The sequence below is a fragment of the Roseateles saccharophilus genome, from assembly GCF_031458095.1.
In the GTDB taxonomy this organism is placed as follows: Bacteria; Pseudomonadota; Gammaproteobacteria; order Burkholderiales; family Burkholderiaceae_C; genus Pelomonas; species Pelomonas saccharophila_A.
In genome coordinates, this window is sequence record NZ_JAVDXU010000002.1 from 578,619 (window position 1) to 597,477 (window position 18,859).

Here is an 18,859-nt window from a genome sequence, read left to right on the forward strand (position 1 = left end):
TTGACGGCAAAAACGAATCAGCTTACCTGGACCGTTTTGCTCGCAGATTGCTGGCCCGGCCTCGCTTGCGCGTTTTTCTTCTTTAGTTTTTCAATGCGCGTGCCAGCCGCGCACCGACGACGGCGTTGTGCTTGACGAGGGCGATATTGGTGGCCAGGCTGCGGCCGCCCGTCAGCGCCTTGATGCGCGCCAGCAGGAAGGGCGTGATGGCCTTGCCGGCAATGCCCTGGGCATCGGCCTCGGCAAGGGCCTGGGCCGTGATGGCGTCGATCTCCTCGCGCGGCATGGCCTGGGCGGCCGGCACCGGGTTGCTGACGACGACGCCGCCGTCCAAGCCGAGCGCCCACTTGGCGCGGATGAAACGGGCCTGTTCGTCGGCGCCATCCATGCGGAAGTCCGCCCTGAGCCCGCTGTCCGGCGTGAAGAAGGCCGCGAAATTGTCCTGGCCGACCGACAGCACCGGCACGCCGTGGGTCTCCAGGTATTCCAGCGTCAGGCCGAGGTCGAGGATGGACTTGGCACCGGCGCAGACCACGGCCACGGGCGTGCGCGCCAGCTCCTGCAGGTCGGCCGAGATGTCGAAGCTCTCTTGGCCGCCACGATGCACGCCGCCGATGCCCCCGGTGACAAAGACCTCGATGCCGGCCAGATGGGCACAGATCATGGTGGCGGCCACCGTCGTGGCGCCCAGGCGGCCCGTGGCGATGGCAAAGGGCAGGTCGCGGCGGCTGAGCTTCATGGCGTCGGGCGATTGCGCCAGTTGCTGCAGTTCGTCGTTCGTCAGGCCGATGCGGATGCGGCCTCCGATGACGGCGATGGTGGCCGGCACGGCGCCTTCGGCGCGGATGACGTCCTCGACCTCGCGCGCCGTCTCCAGGTTCTGCGGCCAGGGCATGCCGTGGGCAATGATGGTCGACTCGAGGGCGACGACGGGCCGGCCCTCCGTCTTGGCTGCGGCGACTTCGGGCGAGAGCTGGATCAGTTCGTTCATCTTCTTCTAGCGTTCTTCAAGGAAACGGGGGTTCAGTTCGGGGTGGACGCTGTCCTCGGTCTGCAGCGTCAGCGCGGCCAGGTCCAGGCCCAGGCGGGCGGCGGCGTCGAAGTCGTCGGGCGACCTCAGCAGCGATGCGCAGACGCCCGCGGACAGCGCATCGCCGGCCCCGGTCACATCCACCACATGCACCTGCGGCGCCGGCCAGTGGCGCGGCGCGCGGCCCGGCGTGCTGAGCAGCAGGCCCTCCTCGCCCTTGGACACCAGCACGCAGCCCACGCCGCGCGCATGCAGGATGTCGAAGGCCTGGTTCGCCTCGGCGGCGACAGTGGCCAGCTCGCCCGCGTTCATGACCAGCAGGTGCAGGCCGTCCAGGCGTTCGGGCAGCCTTTCCATCTTGGCCTCGGACACCGCGACGCCCACCAGCGGGATGCCGTTGGCGCGCGCCTCGCCCAGCAGCAGCGGCCAGGCATCGGTCGGCAGATTGCCGTCAGCGACAACCAGGGCCGCCGTGGCACGCAAGGCCTTGCTGGCTTCCAGGGCCCAGGGGTTCAGGCTCTCGACCAGGGGCATGGCCGCCAGGCCCAGCTCCAGGCTGCCGTCGGGCGCCAGCACGGCCGTGTAGCTGTCGCTGGCGTGGCGGCGCAGCCGGATGACGGCGCGGGTGTCCATGCCGACGGCGGCGGCCTGCTCCAGCAGCATGCGGCCGCCGGCGTCGTCGCCCACGGCCGCCACCAGGGCCACGGGCAGGCCCAGGCGCGCCAGGTTCTCGGCCACATTGCGCACGACGCCGCCGGGCGTCTCATGCGATTCGCAGGGGTTGGACGACCCGCCCAGGGCGCGCGCCAGCAGCTTGAGCTTGCGGTCGATGTTGAGGCCGCCGATGCAGACGATTGGGGCGGCGGTGGTATTCATCGCCCGATTCTAGGAAGCCGGGCGACCGCGTCGCCCCGGGCTTGCGCTAAGGAAACCAGGCCGCCATCGCCGCCGCCAGTGCCAGCACCACCTGCTTGTCGTTGCGCCCGCTGCGCGCCCTGACGTGGAAGGCGTGGTCGGCATCGTCTTCCAGATGCAGGCTGGCCTTGTCGCCCAGGCCCTGGATCACCCCCTTCAACAGCGCCAACTCGGCCAGTTCGTCGCGTGTGCCCTGCAAGAAAAGCATCGGCACGCCGACTTCGGCCAGGTGAGCAGCCCTCTCGATGCCCGGCTTGCCCGCCGGATGCAGAGGAAAACCGACGAACACCAGCCCGCGCACGCCGGGCATGGCCTCGCCCGCCTGGGCCTGGGACGTCATGCGGCCGCCAAAGGACTTGCCGCCGGCGAACAGCGCCGTGTCGGGCAGGCGCTTGCGCGCCGCCGCCACCGCGGCGCGCACGGCCGCGTGGGCCACCGCAGGTGTGTCCGGTCGCTTGGAGCCGCGCTCCATATAGGGAAACTGGAAGCGCAGCGTCGCCACCGACTGGTCGAACAAGGCCTGGGACAGCTCGGCCATGAAGCTGTGATGCATGCCGGCACCGGCCCCGTGGGCGAACACATAGGTCGCCTGCGGCTGCGGCGGCTGCAGCCACAGGGCCGACACGGTGGTCTCTGCATCGACCTTCAGCTTGAGGGGCTCGAGTTCGCTCATGGAGCAAGCTTAGTGCGCTAGAGTCGACCGCGGCGCGGCGCCAAGCCGCCCACGTCGCTCGGACGGTTCCGGGCGCTTACGTACACCGCCAATGACTTCCTCTTCTTCCGCTTCCAGCGGCAAGCGCCGTTTCGCGCGCATCGATCGCCTCCCGCCCTACGTCTTCAACATCACGGCCGAGCTCAAGCTCGCGGCCCGCCGGCGTGGCGAGGACATCATCGACATGAGCATGGGCAACCCCGACGGGGCCACGCCGCCGCACATCGTCGCCAAGCTCACCGAGGTCGCGCAACGGCCCGACACCCACGGCTACTCGGCCAGCAAGGGCATCCCGCGCCTGCGCCGCGCCATCTCGCACTGGTACCAGCGCCGCTACGGCGTCGACATCAACCCCGACAGCGAAGCCATCGTCACCATAGGCTCCAAGGAGGGACTGGCCCACCTGATGCTGGCGACGCTGGACCGCGGCGACACCGTGCTGGTGCCCGACCCCAGCTATCCCATCCATATCTACGGCGCGGTGATTGCCGGCGCCGACATCCGCGCCATCCCGGTGTCGAGTGAAGTGGACTTCTTCGCCGAGCTGGAGAAGACCATCCGCGGCAGCTATCCCAAGCCCAAGATGATGGTCTTCGGCTTCCCGTCCAACCCGACGGCGCAATGCGTGGACCTCGGCTTCTTCGAGCGGGTCATCGCCCTGGCCAAGAAGCACGACATCCTCGTCGTGCACGACCTGGCCTATGCCGACATCGTCTACGACGGCTATGTGGCGCCGTCCATCATGCAGGTGCCCGGCGCCAAGGACGTGGCGGTCGAGTTCTTCACCCTGAGCAAGAGCTACAACATGGCCGGATGGCGTGTCGGCTTCATGGTCGGCAACCCCGATCTCGTCGCCGCCCTGGCCCGCATCAAGAGCTATCACGACTACGGCACCTTCACGCCGCTGCAGGTCGCGGCCATCGCCGCGCTGGAGGGCGACCAGCAATGCGTGCTGGACATCGCCGCCAGCTACCAGCGCCGCCGCGACGTGCTCTACAAAGGGCTGATCGAGGCCGGCTGGCAGGTCGACTGCCCCAAGGCCAGCATGTACATCTGGGCGCCGATTCCCGAGGCCTACCGCGAGCTGGGCTCGCTGGAGTTCGCGCGCCAGCTGCTGGAAAAGGCCAAGGTCTGCGTGTCGCCCGGCATCGGCTTCGGCGACCATGGCGACGGCCATGTGCGCTTCGCGCTGATCGAGAACGAGTCACGCATCCGTCAGGCGGTGCGCGGCATCAAGGCCATGTTCAAGGCCGATGGGCTGTTGAAGGCCTAGTTCGCGGCGGCGGACTGCTCGCGCCGCCAAGTCGCCGGCGGCAGGCCGGTCGCGCGCTTGAAGGCGCGCGAGAAGGCTGCCTCCGAGTCGTAGCCGACCTGCTGGGCCACGTCGGCGACATTGGCCTGGCTCTCACGCAGCAGGCGCGCGCCGCACTGGATGCGCCAGTGGGTCAGGTATTGCATGGGCGGCAGGCCGGTGAAGGCAACAAAGCGCTCGTGCAGGGCCGAGCGCGACAGGCCGGCGCGCCGGCCCAGCTCGTCCATCGTCCAGGGCCGACCGGGCTCCGCGTGCATCAGGCCGATGGCCCGACCGACCTGGCGGTCGCGCAGCGCACCCAGCCAGCCCTGGGCCTGCGCCGGCAGTGCGTCCAGATAGCGGCGCGTGGCGTCCGCGAACACCATTTCGCTGACCCGCTGCAGCAGCGCGCCGCCGCCGGCGCGCGGGCTGTCCCACTCGGCCACCGCCTGCTCCATGATGGGCGCGACCCAGGCCCCGACATCGGCCGCCCGCAACCGCAGCAGCCGGGGCAGAGCATCGATCAGCGGATTGAAGGGCTTGAGGTCGCAGGCCACGAAGCCGCACAGCAGCACCGTGGAGGCCTCCTCGCTCGGCAGCCCCTGGCCCGGCAGGAACATGCCGCCGCGGTAGGTGATGGGAATCGGCTTGGGGGCATCGCGCGCCTCGAGCAGCCAACCGCCGTCATCCTCGACGGGCTTGAGCCCGGGCGCGCTCGACACCACATGCGCGTCGCCATGCGGCAGCATGATGAGGTCGCCGGGTTCCAGGCGCATGGGCGGCTCGCCGTCCACGGCCACCCAGCCGGCGCCCTTGACGAACAGGTGGTACTCGATGACGTGCTCGGCGCCCGGCATCACCATCGGGCCGAGCTCGCGGGCCGATGCGGCCTGGGCCGACCATTCGTCCCGGCAGCTGACGTGGAAGAACACGCCGCCGCGCAGCCTCACGCTGCGCAGCACATCGGACAGCGGGTCCGCGCTGGTCATACCCCGCTCCGGGGAATTTGCACGGACGCTGGAGCAAGCGCGGGCGACGCCGGGTGAAGCGCGAAAAGCCGCAAAAAAGAAAACTGGCGGCACCGATGCAAACGAAATCGGGCTCTCTTCACCACCAAGGAATCTGTCATGAACACCACCCCCATCACGGCAAGCCCTGACTATGCCGCCATCAAGCAGCGCCAGCAGGCCACCTGGGCCAGCGGCGACTATGCCGTCGTCGGCACCACGCTGCAGATCGTCGGCGAGCAGCTCGTCGAGGCCGCCGATGTGCGCGCCGACGAACTCGTGCTCGACGTCGCCGCCGGCAACGGCAACGCCACCCTGGCCGCAGCGTGTCGCTATGCCCGCGTCACCTCCACCGACTACGTCGGAGCCCTGCTCGACAAGGGCCGCCAGCGCGCCGAGGCCGAGGGTCTGGCCGTGCACTTCGAGGTCGCCGATGTCGAAGCCCTGCCCTTCGAGGCCGGCAGCTTTGACGTCGTCCTGTCGACCTTCGGCGTCATGTTCGCTCCCGACCACGCGACCTCGGCGCGCGAGATGCTGCGCGTCGTGCGGCCCGGCGGACGCATCGCCCTGGCCAACTGGACGCCCGAAGGCTTCATCGGCCAGCTGTTCAAGACCCTGGGCAAGCATCTGCCGCCGCCCGCGGGCCTGCGCTCGCCGGCGCTGTGGGGCTCCGAAGCCCACATCACCGCCTTGTTCGGCCCTTCGGCCAGCGACCTGCGCGTCGAGCGCAAGCACTTCAACTTCCGCTATCGCTCGGCCGAGCATTTCCTGCAAGTGTTCAAGACCTACTACGGTCCCACGCACAAGGCCTTTGCCGCCCTCGGCGACGAGGCCGGCGCTGCGCTGGAGCGCGACATCCTGGCGCTGACGAAGGAGCACGACATCGGTGGCGGACGCGGCCTGGTCGTGCCCAGCGAATACGCCGAGATCGTCGTCACGCTCGCCTGATCTTCCCTTTGAACAGCCATGCGGCCCGGGCCCCGAGGGCTCGGCCGCCGCATGGCCCAACAACCTCCCACCATGAAAACCTATTTCTCGATCTCCACCCTTGCGGCTCTCGCAGCAGCCCTGCCGGCGCACGCCGATGTCGTGACCACCTGGAACATCACCGCCGGCGAGCTGCTGATCCAGTCCCGCATGGGCACGCCACCGGCCGTGCGCGCCATGGCCATCGTGCAAACCGCCGTGCACGAGGCTGTCGCCGACGCGCAGCGCCTGCAGGCCAGCACCGACGCCGCCGTGGCTGCCGCCAACCGCACCGCGCTGCTGCGGCTGCTGCCTCAGCAGGAGGCCGACATCAGCGCGGCCTATCGCAAGGCCATGGACAAGCTCGGCGATGCCCCTGCGGTGCTTGAGGGCGCCGCCGCCGGCGAACACGCCGCCCGCCGCGTGCTGGCCTGGCGCGCCGGCGATGGCGCCGCGGCCAAGGACGTCTACCGGCCTCACGCGGCCTCCGGCCAGTACGTGCCGACGGCACCGGTCGCCACTCCCCAGTGGGGCCAGCGCAAGCCCTGGTTGATGAGCGACGGCGCCCAGTTCCGCCCGGGTCCACCGCCGGCCCTGGACAGCGAGGCCTGGATGCGCGACTTCAACGAGGTCAAGGCCCTGGGTGGCAAGACCAGCAGCCAGCGCACGCCCGCCCAGACCGAGGTGGCGAAGTTCTGGGAGTTCTCGCTGCCGCCCATCTACTTCGGCGTGCTGCGCTCGGTGGCCGACGCGCCCGGCCGCAGCGTGGTGCAGAACGCCAAGCTGTTCGCCGCAGCGGCTCAGGCCATGGATGACGGCCTCATCGCCATCATGGACGCCAAATACCACTACGGTTTCTGGCGCCCTGTGACGGCCGTGCGCAACGCCGATCGCGACGGCCGCGAAGACACCGCCCTGGAAGCCGGTTGGGCACCGCTGATCGACACGCCCATGCACCCCGAGTACCCCAGTGCCCACAGCGTGCTGGCCGCTTCTCTGGGTGAGGTGCTGAAGGCCGACGCGGGCGACAAGGGCCTGCCCGAGCTGTGGACCAGCAGCCCCACGGCCCATGGCGCGACGCACCGCTGGACCTCCGTGGAGGCCTTCACCGAGGAGGTGTCCCTGGCGCGCATCTGGGCGGGCATCCACTACCGCACGTCGACCCAGGTCGGCCTGGCCATGGGACGGCGCGTCGGTGCGCTGGCGGCGCAGCGCGTGGCCACGGCGCCCGCCGATGCCGGCCTGCCTGCAGGCATCGCGGCGGGCAGCGCTGCCAAGGTCCTGGAGCGCATCAGCGCCCGGGGTGTGCAGATCTATGAGTGCCGCGCCGATGCCTGGCAGTTCGTGGCGCCCCAGGCCACGCTGTTCGACGCCAGCGGCAGGCCGATCGGCACGCATGACGCCGGCCCGCACTGGCTGGCGACCGATGGCAGCCGGGTGCGCGGTGCGGTGCAAGCCAAGGTCGATGCCACACAGGCGGGCGCCATTCCATGGCTGCTGCTGAGCGCCAACTCCGTCGGCCCGGCGGGCCGCTTCGCCGGCGTGACCGCCATCCAGCGCGTCAACACCCTGGGCGGCGCGGCGCCTCAACGCAGCTGCGCGGCCGCCGAAGCCGGCCAGGTGGAGAAGGTGCCCTACACGGCCGACTATCTGATGCTGGCGTCCTGAACCGGACAATGGCGGCCCACCCCGCCATTGCCCGCCATGCCCACACTCCTCCCGCCCCAGGCCTGCATCCTCGACCTCGACGGCACGCTGATCGACACCCTGGGCGACTTCGTCGCCGTGCTGGGCCGGGTGTTGGCCGACCTCGGCCTGGCGCCGGTCACGCGCGACTTCATCGAGCACACCATAGGCCGCGGCAGCGAGCACCTGGTGCGCACGACGCTGGCCGAGGTGGGTGGCGCGCCCGAACTGTTCGACCGCGCCTGGCCGCTCTACCAGCAGCACTACGCGGCCTTGAACGGCGAGCATGCAGCCGTCTACCCGGGCGTCTTCGAAGGGCTGGACGCGCTGAAGGGCCTGGGGCTGCCGCTGGCCGTCTTGACCAACAAGCCCGGTGCACCGGCGCGGGAACTGCTGCGGCGCAAGGGACTGGACGGGTATTTCACCCATGTCTTCGGCGGTGACGCCTTCGAGCGCAAGAAGCCCGACCCGCTACCCCTGCTCAAGACCTGCGAGGCGCTGGGCCAGCCGCCTTCAGCGACCTGGATGGTGGGCGACTCACGCAACGACGCCGAGGCCGCCCGCGCGGCGGGCTGCCCCCTGGTGCTGGTGACCTATGGCTACAACCACGGCGAGGACATCCGCGCCGTGCCGGCCCTGCAGCATGTCGGCCGACTCGACGAGATCCCGTTTTTGCGGGCCGAGCGCCGGGCCTGCCATGGGCCAGAGGTCCATGGCCTTCCGTAGGCACAAGCAGTCCGCAGGGACTGCTTGTGTCCGACTCCAGTTCACCTAGCCGGCCCGTCTGGCGATGTGATTGCGGCTCGATGCCGCAAGCATCGCCGTCCCCTCGGGGGACCGGTCAGGCGCGCCCGCGTTCAGCGTGGCGCGACTGGACGAGGGGTGGTCAAGATCCCCGGCGTGCCTTCTTGACACCCAGCAGGGCATCCTTCAGCGCGTCGTCGGCCGGCTTGTCGCCCAGCCAGATGCGCAGCAGGGCGGTGAAGAACTCGGGCTCCTTGATGGGCTCGGCCATCAGCGGCTTGCCGTTGAGCAGCAGTGTCGAGCCGATGCCGGGCACATAGTCGACGGAGAAGCTGTCGCCGGTGTTGAGCTGCTTGCGGCTGGCGAAGACCTCGCTGAGCTTGAGCACGCCATTGATGGACTTGACGAACTCATCGCGCGGGGCATTGGCTTCCATGCCCTTGGTGAAGAGCTTGCCCAATTCGTTGCCGTCGATTTCGCGCAGCATCGAGATGTGGATGCGCTTGGGGCCGGGCGCCGTCAGCACTTCCTGGGTCGTGCCGGCCTTGTGGGTCAGGTAGAGGCCGGCCGTGTAGACCTTGACGACGAACTTGTAGCGGATGCCGGCGCCGTTGAGCACCAGCTTCTGGCCGGCCAGGTCCATGGCCGTCTCGTACTTCACATTGGCCACGTCGACCGTGTCCGCCCAGGCCGCCGCCGCTCCCCCCAGGCTGCCGGCGGCCACCAGGGCCGCGACGATGAATGCGCGCATGTCTCGCTCCATTGTTTTGCCGCGATGGCGGCATCTTCGTGAGCCGAAGTATGGCCTGCCATGCCCGAAAACCCGCTGATACACTGGCCCGATCATGTTCATCACGCGGAAGTACATCACGGGGTCGAGCGACCGGGGAGCCTGGCCCTGGCGTCGCTGGTTCACTGCCGACTGATGCTGCTTGGCGCGCCCTGACGCGCTCGTTTTCCGCGTTGCCCGTGTTCCACCGGGCTGCACGCCAAGCCCTGAAACTTGTCTTTTCAAGGTTTGAGACGTGATCACCGAACTCGAATTCCAGAGCCTCGCCGCCGAGGGCTACAACCGCATCCCGCTGATCAGCGAGGCCTTTGCGGATCTTGAAACCCCGCTGTCCCTCTACCTCAAGCTCTGCGCCGGCTCCGGCCAGGGGCGCAACAGCTTCCTGCTGGAGTCCGTCGTCGGCGGCGAGCGCTTCGGGCGCTACTCCTTCATCGGCCTGCCGGCCCGCACGCTGATCCGGGCCACCGGCCATCTCAGCGAGGTCGTCACCGACGGCGCCGTCGTCGAGACGCATGAGGGCAACCCGCTGGACTTCATCGCCGCCTACCAGGAGCGCATCAAGCCCAGGATCCCCGCCGGCCTGCCGCGCTTCTGTGGCGGCCTGGCCGGCTATTTCGGCTATGAAGCCGTACGGGCCATCGAGAAAAAGCTGGACCATGCCCACAAGGGCGAGGGCCTGGGCACGCCGGACATCGTGCTGCTGCTGTCCGAGGAGATCGCCGTCATCGACAACCTGTCGGGGCGGCTCTATCTCATCGTCTGGGCCGACCCGCGCCAGCCCGAGGCCTATTTCCGCGCCAAGAAGCGCCTGTCCCTGCTGCGCGACAAGCTGAGCTACTCGGTCAGCGTGCCCCGCGTGCAGCGCACCGAGGCTCATACCGTCACGCGCGGCTTTGCCAAGGCCGACTACCTGGCGGCCGTCGCCAAGGCCAAGGAATACATCGCCGCCGGCGACCTGATGCAGGTGCAGGTGGGCCAGCGCATCTCCAAGCCCTACAAGGCCGAGCCGATCGCGCTGTACCGGGCGCTCAGGGCGCTGAACCCCAGCCCCTATATGTATTTCTACGACCTGGGCGACTTCCAGATCGTCGGCGCCAGCCCCGAGATCCTGGTGCGCGAGGAGCATTCGGGTGACGGCAGCCGCAAGGTCACCATCCGGCCGCTCGCCGGCACCCGCCCGCGCGGCGCGACGACCGAGCGCGACCTGGAGCTGGAAGCCGAACTGCAGGCCGACCCCAAGGAGCGCGCCGAGCACCTGATGCTGATCGACCTGGCGCGCAACGACATCGGCCGCATCGCCCGCACCGGCAGCGTCAAGGTGACCCAGGCCTTCGTCGTCGAGCGCTACTCGCACGTCATGCACATCGTCTCCAACGTCGAAGGTGTGCTGCGCCCCGAGGTCGGCCAGCTCGACGTGCTGAAGGCCACCTTCCCCGCCGGCACGCTAACCGGCGCGCCCAAGGTCAGGGCCATGGAGCTGATCGACGAGCTGGAGCCCGTGCAGCGCGGCATCTATGGCGGCGCCTGCGGCTATCTGAGCTTTGCCGGGGACATGGACCTGGCCATCGCCATCCGCACCGGCATCATCAAGAACGGCATGCTGTATGTGCAGGCGGCGGCGGGTGTCGTCGCAGATTCAGTTCCGGAACTGGAGTGGCAAGAGACCGAGGCGAAAGCACGTGCGCTGCTGCGCGCCGCCGAACTCGTCGAGGAGGGCTTCTGACATGCTGCTGATGATCGACAACTACGACAGCTTCACCTTCAACATCGTCCAGTACTTCGGTGAACTGGGCGCCGACGTGAAGGTGGCGCGCAACGACGAGATCAGCGTGGCCGAGATGGCAGCGCTCAACCCCGACCACATCGTCTTCTCGCCCGGCCCCTGCACGCCCAACGAAGCGGGCGTCTGCGTGGAGGCCATCCAGCATTTCCTCGGCAAGAAGCCGCTGCTGGGCGTCTGCCTGGGCCACCAGTCCATGGGCCAGGCCCTGGGCGGCAAGATCATCCGGGCGAAACGCCAGATGCATGGCAAGGCCAGCACCATCACGACCGACGGCCGCGGCGTCTACACCGGCCTGCCGAAAGACTTCTCGGTCATCCGCTACCACTCCCTCGTCATCGAGGAGGCGACCTGCCCGGAGTTGCTGGAGATCACCTCGCGCAGCGACGACGGCGAGATCATGGGTGTGCGCCACCGCGAGCTGGCCGGCACGACCACGCCGATGGAGGGCGTGCAGTTCCACCCCGAGTCCATCCTCAGCGAACATGGGCACGCGATGCTGCGCAACTTCCTGGAATTGAGACCATGAGCGATTACGCCCCGTCCTCGGGAGGCGGTGGCGACGCCATCGTCGACCTGCGCAGCGACACCGTCACCAAGCCAACGCCGGCCATGCTGGAGGCGATCAAGGCCGCCAAGGTCGGCGACGACGTTTTCGGCGACGATCCCACCGTCAACGCACTGCAGGAGCGCGTCGCGGCGCTGCTGGGCAAGGAAGCCGCCCTCTTCATGAGCAGCGGCACGCAGAGCAACCTCTGCGGCCTGCTGGCCCATTGCGGCCGCGGCGACGAATACATCGTCGGCCAGCTCGCCCACACCTACCGCTACGAAGGCGGCGGTGCGGCGGTGCTGGGCAGCATCCAGCCCCAGCCCCTGCCCAACCAGGCCGATGGCACGATCCGGCTGGAGGACATCGCCGCCGCCATCAAGCCCGACGACCCGCATTTCGCCCGCACGCGGCTGCTGGCCCTGGAGAACACCTGGAGCGGCAATGTGCTGCCGGCCAGCTATGTGACCGAGGCCTGCGAGCTGGCCCATTCGCGCGGCCTCTTCACCCATCTGGACGGCGCCCGGCTCTTCAATGCCGCGGTCGCCTCCGGCCGCACCGTCGGCGAGCTGGCGCGCCATTTCGACTCCGTCTCCATCTGCTTCAGCAAAGGCCTGGGCGCGCCCATAGGCTCGATGCTGGTCGGCACCAAGGAGCTGATCGCCCGCGCCCACCGCGTGCGCAAGATGGTCGGCGGCGGCCTGCGCCAAGTGGGCCTGCTGGCCGCGGCTGCGGACTACGCACTGACTCATCACGTCGAGCGCCTGGCGCAAGACCATGCGCTCGCCAAGCGCCTCGCCGACGGCCTGGCCGCGCTGCCGGGTGTCACGGTCACGCCACCGCAGACCAATATCGTCTTCGCCCAGGTCGAGGGCGGCCGCACGCCGGCCCTGCTGAAACACCTGAAGTCGCGCGGCGTGCTGGCCACCGGCCTGATCGGCCTGCGCTTCGTGACCCATCTGGACGTCGATGCGGCCGGCGTCGACCATGCCATCGCCGCGGCGCGTGAGTTTCTGGAGGCCTGATCGTGTCCACATCGACGCTGCTGATCTCGCTCTACGAGCAGAAGGCCGCCATCGACCGCGAGTTTTTCGCGGCGCTGGCCGGTGCGCCCCTGTCTGCCGAGAACCGCCACATCGCCATCCGCACCTTGAACCACATCCACACGGTGGACCGCATCTTTGCGGCCCATCTGCGCGGCGAGCCCCACGGCTTCAAGGCCAGCAACACCGAAGCCACGCCGACGCTGGAAGCGCTAAGCGCGTCCGTCCAGCAGGTGGACGGCTGGTACGTCGACTATGTGCGCGGGCTGAGGCCCGAACAGTTCGAGGAAGTGCTGAGCTTTCGCTTCACCGACGGCGACGCCGGCCGCATGAGTCGCGAGGAAATCCTGGCCCATGTCATCCACCATGGCAGCCACCATCGCGGCAATGTCGGCATGCTGATGAAGCAGGTCGACCAAGCGCCGCCACGCGACCTGCTCACCCGCCACCTGCACCAGCAAGAACCCCAGCGCCGCGAGGTTTGACATGCCGATCACCGACACCGAAGCCCTGACCCGCGTCATCGAGCACCGCGAGATCTTCCACGACGAGATGCTGACGCTGATGCGCCGCATCATGGCCGGCGAGATGTCGCCCGTCATCGCCTCGGCCCTGCTGACCGGCCTGCGCGTGAAGAAGGAAACCATCGGCGAGATCACCGCCGCGGCCCAGGTCATGCGCGAGCTGAGCAACAAGGTGCCGCTGGGCCCTCTGCCCCACCTCGTCGACGTCGTCGGCACCGGCGGCGATGGCGCCCACAGCTTCAACATCTCGACCTGCTCGATGTTCGTCGCCGCGGCGGCCGGCGCCCAGGTGGCCAAGCATGGCAACCGCAGCGTCAGCAGCAAGACCGGCAGCGCCGACGTGCTGGAGGCCCTGGGCGCCAACATCCAGCTCGCGCCGCGCGCCGTGGCCGCCTGCCTGGACGAATGCGGCATCGGCTTCATGTTCGCGCCCAACCACCATCCGGCGATGAAGAACATCGCCCCGGTGCGCCGCGAACTCGGCGTGCGCACCATCTTCAACATCCTGGGCCCGCTGACCAACCCGGCCGGCGCGCCCAATATCCTGATGGGCGTCTTCCACCCCGATCTCGTCGGCATCCAGGTGCGGGTGCTGCAGCGCCTGGGCGCGGAGCATGCCCTGGTCGTCTATGGCAAGGACGGCATGGACGAGATTTCCCTCGGCGCGACGACCCTCGTCGGCGAGCTGAAGGACGGCGCGGTGCGCGAGTACGAGATCCACCCCGAGGACTTCGGCATGGCCATGGCCAGCAACCGCAGCCTCAAGGTCGACAATCCCGAGCAGTCGCGCCAGATGCTGATCGGCGTGCTCGACGGCAACCCCGGCCCGGCGCGCGACATCGTGCTGCTGAACGCCGGCGCGACGCTGTATGCCGCCAATGTGGCGCCGACGCTGGCCGATGGCATCGAGCGTGCGCGCGCGGCCCTGGACAGCGGTGCGGCGCGCGCCAAACTGGACGCGTTTGTGAAGCAGACTCAAGGCCTTGGGGCGAAGTGATGAGCGACATCCTGAACCGCATCGTCGAAGTCAAGTGGGAAGAGATCGCGGCGGCCAAGGCCAGGCGGTCGCTGGCCTCCCAGCGTGAAGAAGCCGAGGCCCGCAAGGGCGAGCAACTGGGCTTCGAGCGCTCGCTGCGCGCCACCATCGCCGCTGGCCATGCGGCCGTCATCGCCGAGATCAAGAAGGCCAGCCCCAGCAAGGGCGTGCTGCGCGAGGACTTCCAGCCGGGGCTCATCGCCGAGAGCTATGCCCGCAATGGCGCGGCCTGCCTCAGTGTGCTGACCGACGAGCGCTTCTTCCAGGGCTCGGCCGCCTATCTGCGCGAGGCCCGCACGGCCTGCGAGCTGCCGGTGCTGCGCAAGGACTTCATGGTCGACGAATACCAGGTCATGGAAGCCGGTGCCATGGGTGCCGACTGCATCCTGCTGATCGCCGCCTGCCTGGCCGATTCGCAGATGGCCGACCTCGAGGCCGCCGCCCAGGCCATCGGCCTGGACGTGCTCGTTGAAGTGCACGACGGCGAGGAACTGGACCGTGCGCTGCAGCTGAAGACGCCATTGGTCGGCATCAACAACCGCAATCTGCGCACCTTTGACGTGACGCTGGACACCACGCTGTCCCTGCTGCCGCGCGTGCCGGCCGACCGCCTGCTGGTGACCGAGTCCGGCATCCTCGGCGCGGCCGACGTGAAGCGCATGCGCGAGGCCAACGTCAACGCCTTCCTCGTCGGCGAGGCCTTCATGCGCGCGCCGGACCCGGGCCAGGCGCTGGCAACATTGTTCGGATGAAGCTGCCTCTCGAACTTCCCGACACCGACTGGCGCCCCGTCGTCGAAGCCTGGGCCGTCTCGCCCGTTGGCCAGAAGCTGGAAGCCTTCCTGGAAGAGCGCGCCGCCGCCGGCGCCACCATCTATCCGCCCGAGCCGCTGCGCGCACTGACGCTGACGCCGCTCAGCGCCACCCGCGTCGTCATCCTCGGCCAGGACCCGTACCACGGCCCCGGCCAGGCCGAAGGGCTGAGCTTCAGCGTGCCGCCCGGCGTACCGCTGCCGCCCAGCCTGCGCAATATCTTCAAGGAGATCCAGCGCGACCTGGGCAAGCCCTTCCCGCCCAATGGCAGCCTGGTGCGCTGGGCCGAGGGCGGCACCCTGCTGCTGAATGCCGTGCTGACGGTGGAAGACGGCCAGCCTGCCAGCCACGCCAACCGCGGCTGGGAAGTGCTGACTGACGCCCTCATCAAGGCCGCCGCCGAGGACGCCGCTCCCAAGGTCTTCATGCTCTGGGGCAGCTATGCCCAGGCCAAAGCACCGTTGATCGAGGCGGCACACCAGGGCCATCTGGTGCTGAAGGCCAACCACCCCTCGCCGCTGTCGGCGCTCAAGCCGCCGCGGCCCTTCATTGGCTGCGGGCATTTCTCGACGGCCAAGGCCTGGCTGGAAGAACGCGGCCGCGGGGTGCCCCGCAAGGGCTAATTCGGCTTCAAGAGGCGGATTGTTCCGCTGACAGCAACTCGCCGTTCTATTGCGCCCGCTTTTTCTCGCGGCGCTCAATTCCTACAGTGACAACCTATCGGCACACCCCATTCCAACAAGAGGTGGCCGGCCAGGAGAGTCACCATGAACACCCGATCCTTTTCCACGCTGATCACCGCCGCGACGGCTGTCGGGGCGCTGGCGGCGGGCATGTTGCTGGCGATCAGCGCACCGGCGCCCGCAGCCGCGGACTTCGGCCAGGCCGTGGCAGTCGCCGCCACGGCCGACAAGAGCTGATCAGGAAGCCGTACAGCGCAGCTTCAGCCCGCCCATCGCCTCGCGGCCGATCAGGTCCACGACCCAGTCGACAAACACCCTCAGCTTGCTGCTGAGGTGGCGATTGGGCGGATAGACCACATAGACGGGCACCGGGTCGGCGTCCCACTCCTCCAGCACCCGCACCAGCTCGCCGCTCTTGAGCAGCGGCCCGGCCATGAAGCAGGTCACCTGCACCACGCCCAGATGGGCCAGGCCGGCATTCAGATAGGCATTGGCATCGTTCACCGCAATGATGTGGTTGCCGGCCACCTCCACCTCGTCATCGCCGCGCCGGAAGGTGTCGGACATGACCTTGCCGGTGCGCGCCGAGAAATAACCCACCATGCGATGCGGCGGCTGCGTCAGTTCCAGCGGATGGGCCGGCGTGCCGTGGCGGCGCAGGTATTCGGGCGTCGCGCAGGTGATGAAGCGGAACTCGCCGATGCGCCGCGCCACCAGGCTCTGGTCGGTCAGCTCGCCGCCGCGGATGACGCAATCGATGTTGTCGCTGATCAGGTCCACCGTGCGGTCGCTGACGCCCAGTTCGATCTGGATGTCCGGGTACTTGGCATAGAAGTCCGGCAGATGCGGAATGATCATCTCGCGGCCCACGACGCCCGGCACATCGATGCGGATGCGGCCACGCGGCGTCATGCGCGCCTGGCTCATGCTGCCTTCCAGCTCGTCCAGATCGGACAGCAGGCGCATGGCGCGCTCGTAATAGGCGGCGCCATCGGGCGTCACCGTGACGCGGCGCGTCGTGCGGTTCAGCAGCTTGGTGCGCAGATGGCTTTCCAGCGTCTGGATCAGGCGGGTGACGGTGGCCTTGGGCAGGTCGAGGGAGTCGGCCGCCTTGGTGAAGGTGCCAGCCTCGACGACCCGGACATAGGCTTGCATCGCGGAGAGTCGGTCCATGACTTCATTGTTCCACGGCGAGGAAAAGTGAGTCACTTTCCAGCCCGTTTATCCCCAAAGCATTGATCACTATCTTTCGGTCCATGGACAAGATCGCCTCCCCTGCCACTTTGCGCCTCGGCCCCGCGCCAGGCCTGGTGGCCCAGGTCTACTCGGCGCGCCGGCCGCTGGAAGGCGGCGACCGCGCTCTGCTGCTGTGGCTGCATGGCGGCAGCTTCACCGATGGCTCCCTGGATGCAACCCAGGCCCGCGGCGAGATGCTGGCTCAGGCCGGCGCCGACGTCGTCGCCCTGGACTACCCCCTCGCCCCCGAGCACCCCTTCCCCGCGGGCCTGAGCGCCGCCTTCGAGGCCCTGCAGGCCCTGGCCGCCAAGCCGGCGAAGCTGACGGGTAGCGCCCACACAGCCCTGTTCGTCGCCGGTGAGGAAGCCGGCGGCAACCTCGCTGCTGCCCTGGCCCTGATGGCGCGCGACCAGCACGCCCCCCGGCTCGCCGGGCAGCTGCTGATCTCGCCCATGCTGGACCCCCAGCTCGGCAGCGCCTCCATGCGCGAAGGCGAATGCGGCGGCTGCGAATGCATCTATGCCAAGGGTTGGCAGGCTTACCTCGGCGGCAGCGCACGCGCCGACCACCCCTATGCCGCGCCGTTGAACGCCAGCCGCTTGAGCGGCCTGGCGCCCGCCCTGATCCTCAGCGCGGCCGGCCATCCGCTGAACGACGAATCGCGCCGCTACGCCGCCGCCCTGCGCGAGCACGGCGGCAACGCCAAGGACCTGACCCTGCCGGCCGTTGCGCCTGGCTATGCGCTGAATCCCATCCACGAGTTCCTGCGCGAGGCGGCCCGCCGCGCGTTGTCGCTTCCCGCCTGATTGACCTTCGGAGAGAAATCAAAATGCAGTCCACCCCTCGTTTCAACCGTCGTGCCGGCCTGATCGCCGGCGCCGCCGCCCTCGTCGCCCTGGGTGCCGTCGGCTTCGCCCAGTTCGGCTCGGGCCCGGCCCAGGCCAACTCCGGCCCGGCCGCGCCCCAGGCCACGCCGGTCTCGGTCGCCCAGGTCGTCAGCCAGGAAGTCTCGGCCTGGAACGAGTTCTCCGGCCGCCTGGAAGCGGTGGAGCGCGTCGATGTGCGGGCCCGTGTGTCGGGCGCCGTGCAGGCCGTGCACTTCCGCGAGGGCAGCCTGGTGAAGGCGGGTGACCTGCTCGTCACCATCGACCCGGCGCCCTACCAGGCCGAAGTCGCCCGTGTCGAAGCCCAGGTGGCCGCCGCCCAGGCCCGCGTGAACTACACGCAAAGCGAGCTGGCTCGCTCCAAGGCCCTGCTGGAGGAGCGCGCCGTCGCCAAGCGTGACTTCGACGAACGCGACAACGCCGCTCGTGAAGGCGCCGCCAATCTGCGCGCTGCCCAGGCCGCGCTGCAGACGGCCCAGCTCAACCTCAGCTACACGCAAGTGCGCGCCCCGGTGGCCGGCCGCGTCGGCAGGATCGAGGTAACGACGGGCAACCTCGTCGCCGCCGGTGCCGGTGCGCCGGTGTTGACGACGCTGGTCTCGGTCAGCCCCATCTACGCCAGCTTCGACGCCGACGAGAAGATTGTCGGCAACGCCCTGGCCACCCTGCCGGCCGACCGCCGTGGACTGGAGAAGATTCCGGTCGAGATGGCCAACGGCGGTGCCGATGCGCTGACCGGCCGCCTGCAGCTGGTCGACAACCAGGTGGACGCCAAGAGCGGCACCCTGCGCGTGCGCGCCGTCTTCGACAACAAGGACGGCCGCCTGCTGCCGGGCCAGTTCGCCAAGCTGCGCATGGGCCAGGCCCGGAACGAGCCGGCGCTGCTGGTGAACGAGCGCGCCGTCGGCACCGACCAGGACAAGCGCTATGTCATCGTCGTCGGCGAGGGCAACCAGGCCGAATGGCGCGGCGTGACCCTGGGCGCCAACGTCAACGGCTTGCGCGTCGTGACCAGCGGCCTCAAGGGTGGCGAGCGCATCGTCGTCGGTGGCGTGCAGCGCGTCAGACCGGGGGCGCTGCTCGCACCCAAGGACGTCGCCATGGATGCCAAGCCCGAGCTGGCGGCCCAGCAGGCCGCCCCGAAGAACTCCTAAGCCCTTCCCTCACAGAAAC

At 68.9% G+C, this 18,859-nt stretch carries 20 protein-coding genes; 14 read left to right on the forward strand and 6 right to left on the reverse strand.

Features of this window, described 5'->3' with window-relative positions:
• Positions 1-82: 82 nt before the first annotated feature.
• From J2X20_RS15295 to J2X20_RS15305, 3 genes are read right to left on the reverse strand one after another with little or no spacing between them, the layout of a single operon-like run.
• Positions 83-991 carry a pseudouridine-5'-phosphate glycosidase gene (locus J2X20_RS15295; RefSeq protein WP_310266258.1) on the reverse strand — a complete coding sequence of 303 codons (909 nt, stop codon included), beginning with the start codon at positions 989-991 and terminating at the stop codon, positions 83-85.
• A gap of 6 nt (positions 992-997) precedes the next feature.
• A complete protein-coding gene (locus J2X20_RS15300) occupies positions 998-1,906 on the reverse strand; it encodes a carbohydrate kinase family protein (RefSeq protein WP_310266260.1) in 909 nt (302 codons plus the stop codon).
• A gap of 46 nt (positions 1,907-1,952) precedes the next feature.
• The gene (locus J2X20_RS15305) at positions 1,953-2,618 is read right to left on the reverse strand and encodes an alpha/beta hydrolase family protein (protein WP_310266262.1); all 666 of its coding nucleotides are present in this window, start codon (positions 2,616-2,618) and stop codon (positions 1,953-1,955) included.
• Between the two features lie 91 nt (positions 2,619-2,709).
• Here J2X20_RS15305 and alaC point away from each other — a divergent pair, with 91 nt between their 5' ends.
• Entirely contained in the window at positions 2,710-3,930 is a 1,221-nt protein-coding gene (gene alaC / locus J2X20_RS15310; protein ID WP_310266264.1) for an alanine transaminase, read from the forward strand.
• On the opposite strand, the gene J2X20_RS15315 is transcribed toward alaC, so the two are convergent.
• Positions 3,927-4,937, reverse strand: a complete 1,011-nt coding sequence (locus tag J2X20_RS15315; RefSeq protein WP_310266266.1) for an AraC family transcriptional regulator — start codon at positions 4,935-4,937, stop codon at positions 3,927-3,929. The two genes, alaC and J2X20_RS15315, sit on opposite strands and share 4 nt — an antisense overlap.
• Positions 4,938-5,075: 138 nt before the next feature.
• Here J2X20_RS15315 and J2X20_RS15320 point away from each other — a divergent pair, with 138 nt between their 5' ends.
• The 3 genes from J2X20_RS15320 to gph all read left to right on the forward strand — a co-directional run bounded on the left by J2X20_RS15320 (position 5,076) and on the right by gph (position 8,333).
• Positions 5,076-5,903, forward strand: a complete 828-nt coding sequence (locus J2X20_RS15320) for a class I SAM-dependent methyltransferase (RefSeq protein WP_310266267.1) — start codon at positions 5,076-5,078, stop codon at positions 5,901-5,903.
• 72 nt (positions 5,904-5,975) lie between these two features.
• Positions 5,976-7,589: a DUF3455 domain-containing protein gene (locus tag J2X20_RS15325; RefSeq protein WP_310266268.1), complete on the forward strand. Its 1,614-nt coding sequence runs from the start codon at positions 5,976-5,978 to the stop codon at positions 7,587-7,589.
• Positions 7,590-7,625: 36 nt separating this feature from the next.
• The gene (gene gph / locus J2X20_RS15330; protein WP_310266269.1) at positions 7,626-8,333 is read left to right on the forward strand and encodes a phosphoglycolate phosphatase; all 708 of its coding nucleotides are present in this window, start codon (positions 7,626-7,628) and stop codon (positions 8,331-8,333) included.
• Between the two features lie 160 nt (positions 8,334-8,493).
• Here gph and J2X20_RS15335 read toward each other — a convergent pair whose 3' ends face one another.
• Complete coding sequence (locus J2X20_RS15335; protein ID WP_310266271.1) at positions 8,494-9,102, reverse strand: chalcone isomerase family protein; 609 nt, start codon at positions 9,100-9,102, stop codon at positions 8,494-8,496.
• A gap of 274 nt (positions 9,103-9,376) precedes the next feature.
• On the opposite strand from J2X20_RS15335, the gene trpE reads away from it, so the two are divergent.
• The 8 genes from trpE to J2X20_RS15375 all read left to right on the forward strand — a co-directional run bounded on the left by trpE (position 9,377) and on the right by J2X20_RS15375 (position 15,803).
• The gene (gene trpE, locus J2X20_RS15340) at positions 9,377-10,864 is read left to right on the forward strand and encodes an anthranilate synthase component I (protein WP_310266273.1); all 1,488 of its coding nucleotides are present in this window, start codon (positions 9,377-9,379) and stop codon (positions 10,862-10,864) included.
• A 1-nt stretch (position 10,865) separates the two neighbouring features.
• A complete protein-coding gene (locus tag J2X20_RS15345) occupies positions 10,866-11,450 on the forward strand; it encodes an anthranilate synthase component II (protein ID WP_310266275.1) in 585 nt (194 codons plus the stop codon).
• Positions 11,447-12,493 (forward strand): low-specificity L-threonine aldolase, encoded by a 1,047-nt coding sequence (ltaE, locus tag J2X20_RS15350; protein WP_310266276.1) that lies wholly within the window; start codon positions 11,447-11,449, stop codon positions 12,491-12,493. Before J2X20_RS15345 ends, ltaE begins: the two co-directional genes overlap by 4 nt.
• Positions 12,494-12,495: 2 nt before the next feature.
• Positions 12,496-12,996, forward strand: coding sequence for a DinB family protein (locus J2X20_RS15355; RefSeq protein WP_310266278.1), 501 nt, complete (start codon positions 12,496-12,498; stop codon positions 12,994-12,996).
• Between the two features lies 1 nt (position 12,997).
• Positions 12,998-14,032: an anthranilate phosphoribosyltransferase gene (trpD, locus tag J2X20_RS15360; protein WP_310266279.1), complete on the forward strand. Its 1,035-nt coding sequence runs from the start codon at positions 12,998-13,000 to the stop codon at positions 14,030-14,032.
• Positions 14,032-14,823: an indole-3-glycerol phosphate synthase TrpC gene (trpC, locus tag J2X20_RS15365; RefSeq protein ID WP_310266280.1), complete on the forward strand. Its 792-nt coding sequence runs from the start codon at positions 14,032-14,034 to the stop codon at positions 14,821-14,823. The genes trpD and trpC overlap by 1 nt, the downstream gene beginning before the upstream one ends.
• On the forward strand, positions 14,820-15,506 hold the full coding sequence (locus J2X20_RS15370; RefSeq protein WP_310266281.1) for a uracil-DNA glycosylase: 687 nt from the start codon (positions 14,820-14,822) through the stop codon (positions 15,504-15,506). Before trpC ends, J2X20_RS15370 begins: the two co-directional genes overlap by 4 nt.
• Positions 15,507-15,650: 144 nt before the next feature.
• Positions 15,651-15,803: a hypothetical protein gene (locus J2X20_RS15375; protein ID WP_310266282.1), complete on the forward strand. Its 153-nt coding sequence runs from the start codon at positions 15,651-15,653 to the stop codon at positions 15,801-15,803.
• Here J2X20_RS15375 and J2X20_RS15380 read toward each other — a convergent pair whose 3' ends face one another.
• The gene (locus tag J2X20_RS15380) at positions 15,804-16,739 is read right to left on the reverse strand and encodes a LysR family transcriptional regulator (protein WP_310266283.1); all 936 of its coding nucleotides are present in this window, start codon (positions 16,737-16,739) and stop codon (positions 15,804-15,806) included.
• A gap of 83 nt (positions 16,740-16,822) precedes the next feature.
• Here J2X20_RS15380 and J2X20_RS15385 point away from each other — a divergent pair, with 83 nt between their 5' ends.
• Both J2X20_RS15385 and J2X20_RS15390 read left to right on the forward strand, forming a co-directional pair.
• Entirely contained in the window at positions 16,823-17,608 is a 786-nt protein-coding gene (locus tag J2X20_RS15385) for an alpha/beta hydrolase fold domain-containing protein (RefSeq protein ID WP_310266285.1), read from the forward strand.
• A 23-nt stretch (positions 17,609-17,631) separates the two neighbouring features.
• Positions 17,632-18,840 carry an efflux RND transporter periplasmic adaptor subunit gene (locus tag J2X20_RS15390; RefSeq protein ID WP_310266286.1) on the forward strand — a complete coding sequence of 403 codons (1,209 nt, stop codon included), beginning with the start codon at positions 17,632-17,634 and terminating at the stop codon, positions 18,838-18,840.
• Positions 18,841-18,859 lie beyond the last annotated feature (19 nt).

Excerpts from the sequence above, each read along its gene's own strand:
- J2X20_RS15390 (WP_310266286.1), top strand. The coding sequence starts at position 17,632 with ATGCAGTCCACCCCTCGTTTCAACCGTCGTGCCGGCCTGATCGCCGGC.
- alaC (WP_310266264.1), top strand. The coding sequence starts at position 2,710 with ATGACTTCCTCTTCTTCCGCTTCCAGCGGCAAGCGCCGTTTCGCGCGC.
- J2X20_RS15380 (WP_310266283.1), bottom strand. The coding sequence starts at position 16,739 with ATGGACCGACTCTCCGCGATGCAAGCCTATGTCCGGGTCGTCGAGGCT.
- ltaE (WP_310266276.1), top strand. The coding sequence starts at position 11,447 with ATGAGCGATTACGCCCCGTCCTCGGGAGGCGGTGGCGACGCCATCGTC.
- trpC (WP_310266280.1), top strand. The coding sequence starts at position 14,032 with ATGAGCGACATCCTGAACCGCATCGTCGAAGTCAAGTGGGAAGAGATC.
- gph (WP_310266269.1), top strand. The coding sequence starts at position 7,626 with ATGCCCACACTCCTCCCGCCCCAGGCCTGCATCCTCGACCTCGACGGC.
- trpD (WP_310266279.1), top strand. The coding sequence starts at position 12,998 with ATGCCGATCACCGACACCGAAGCCCTGACCCGCGTCATCGAGCACCGC.
- J2X20_RS15295 (WP_310266258.1), bottom strand. The coding sequence starts at position 991 with ATGAACGAACTGATCCAGCTCTCGCCCGAAGTCGCCGCAGCCAAGACG.
- J2X20_RS15375 (WP_310266282.1), top strand. The coding sequence starts at position 15,651 with ATGAACACCCGATCCTTTTCCACGCTGATCACCGCCGCGACGGCTGTC.
- J2X20_RS15300 (WP_310266260.1), bottom strand. The coding sequence starts at position 1,906 with ATGAATACCACCGCCGCCCCAATCGTCTGCATCGGCGGCCTCAACATC.
- J2X20_RS15370 (WP_310266281.1), top strand. The coding sequence starts at position 14,820 with ATGAAGCTGCCTCTCGAACTTCCCGACACCGACTGGCGCCCCGTCGTC.
- J2X20_RS15325 (WP_310266268.1), top strand. The coding sequence starts at position 5,976 with ATGAAAACCTATTTCTCGATCTCCACCCTTGCGGCTCTCGCAGCAGCC.
- J2X20_RS15315 (WP_310266266.1), bottom strand. The coding sequence starts at position 4,937 with ATGACCAGCGCGGACCCGCTGTCCGATGTGCTGCGCAGCGTGAGGCTG.
- J2X20_RS15335 (WP_310266271.1), bottom strand. The coding sequence starts at position 9,102 with ATGCGCGCATTCATCGTCGCGGCCCTGGTGGCCGCCGGCAGCCTGGGG.
- J2X20_RS15345 (WP_310266275.1), top strand. The coding sequence starts at position 10,866 with ATGCTGCTGATGATCGACAACTACGACAGCTTCACCTTCAACATCGTC.
- J2X20_RS15320 (WP_310266267.1), top strand. The coding sequence starts at position 5,076 with ATGAACACCACCCCCATCACGGCAAGCCCTGACTATGCCGCCATCAAG.
- J2X20_RS15305 (WP_310266262.1), bottom strand. The coding sequence starts at position 2,618 with ATGAGCGAACTCGAGCCCCTCAAGCTGAAGGTCGATGCAGAGACCACC.
- J2X20_RS15385 (WP_310266285.1), top strand. The coding sequence starts at position 16,823 with ATGGACAAGATCGCCTCCCCTGCCACTTTGCGCCTCGGCCCCGCGCCA.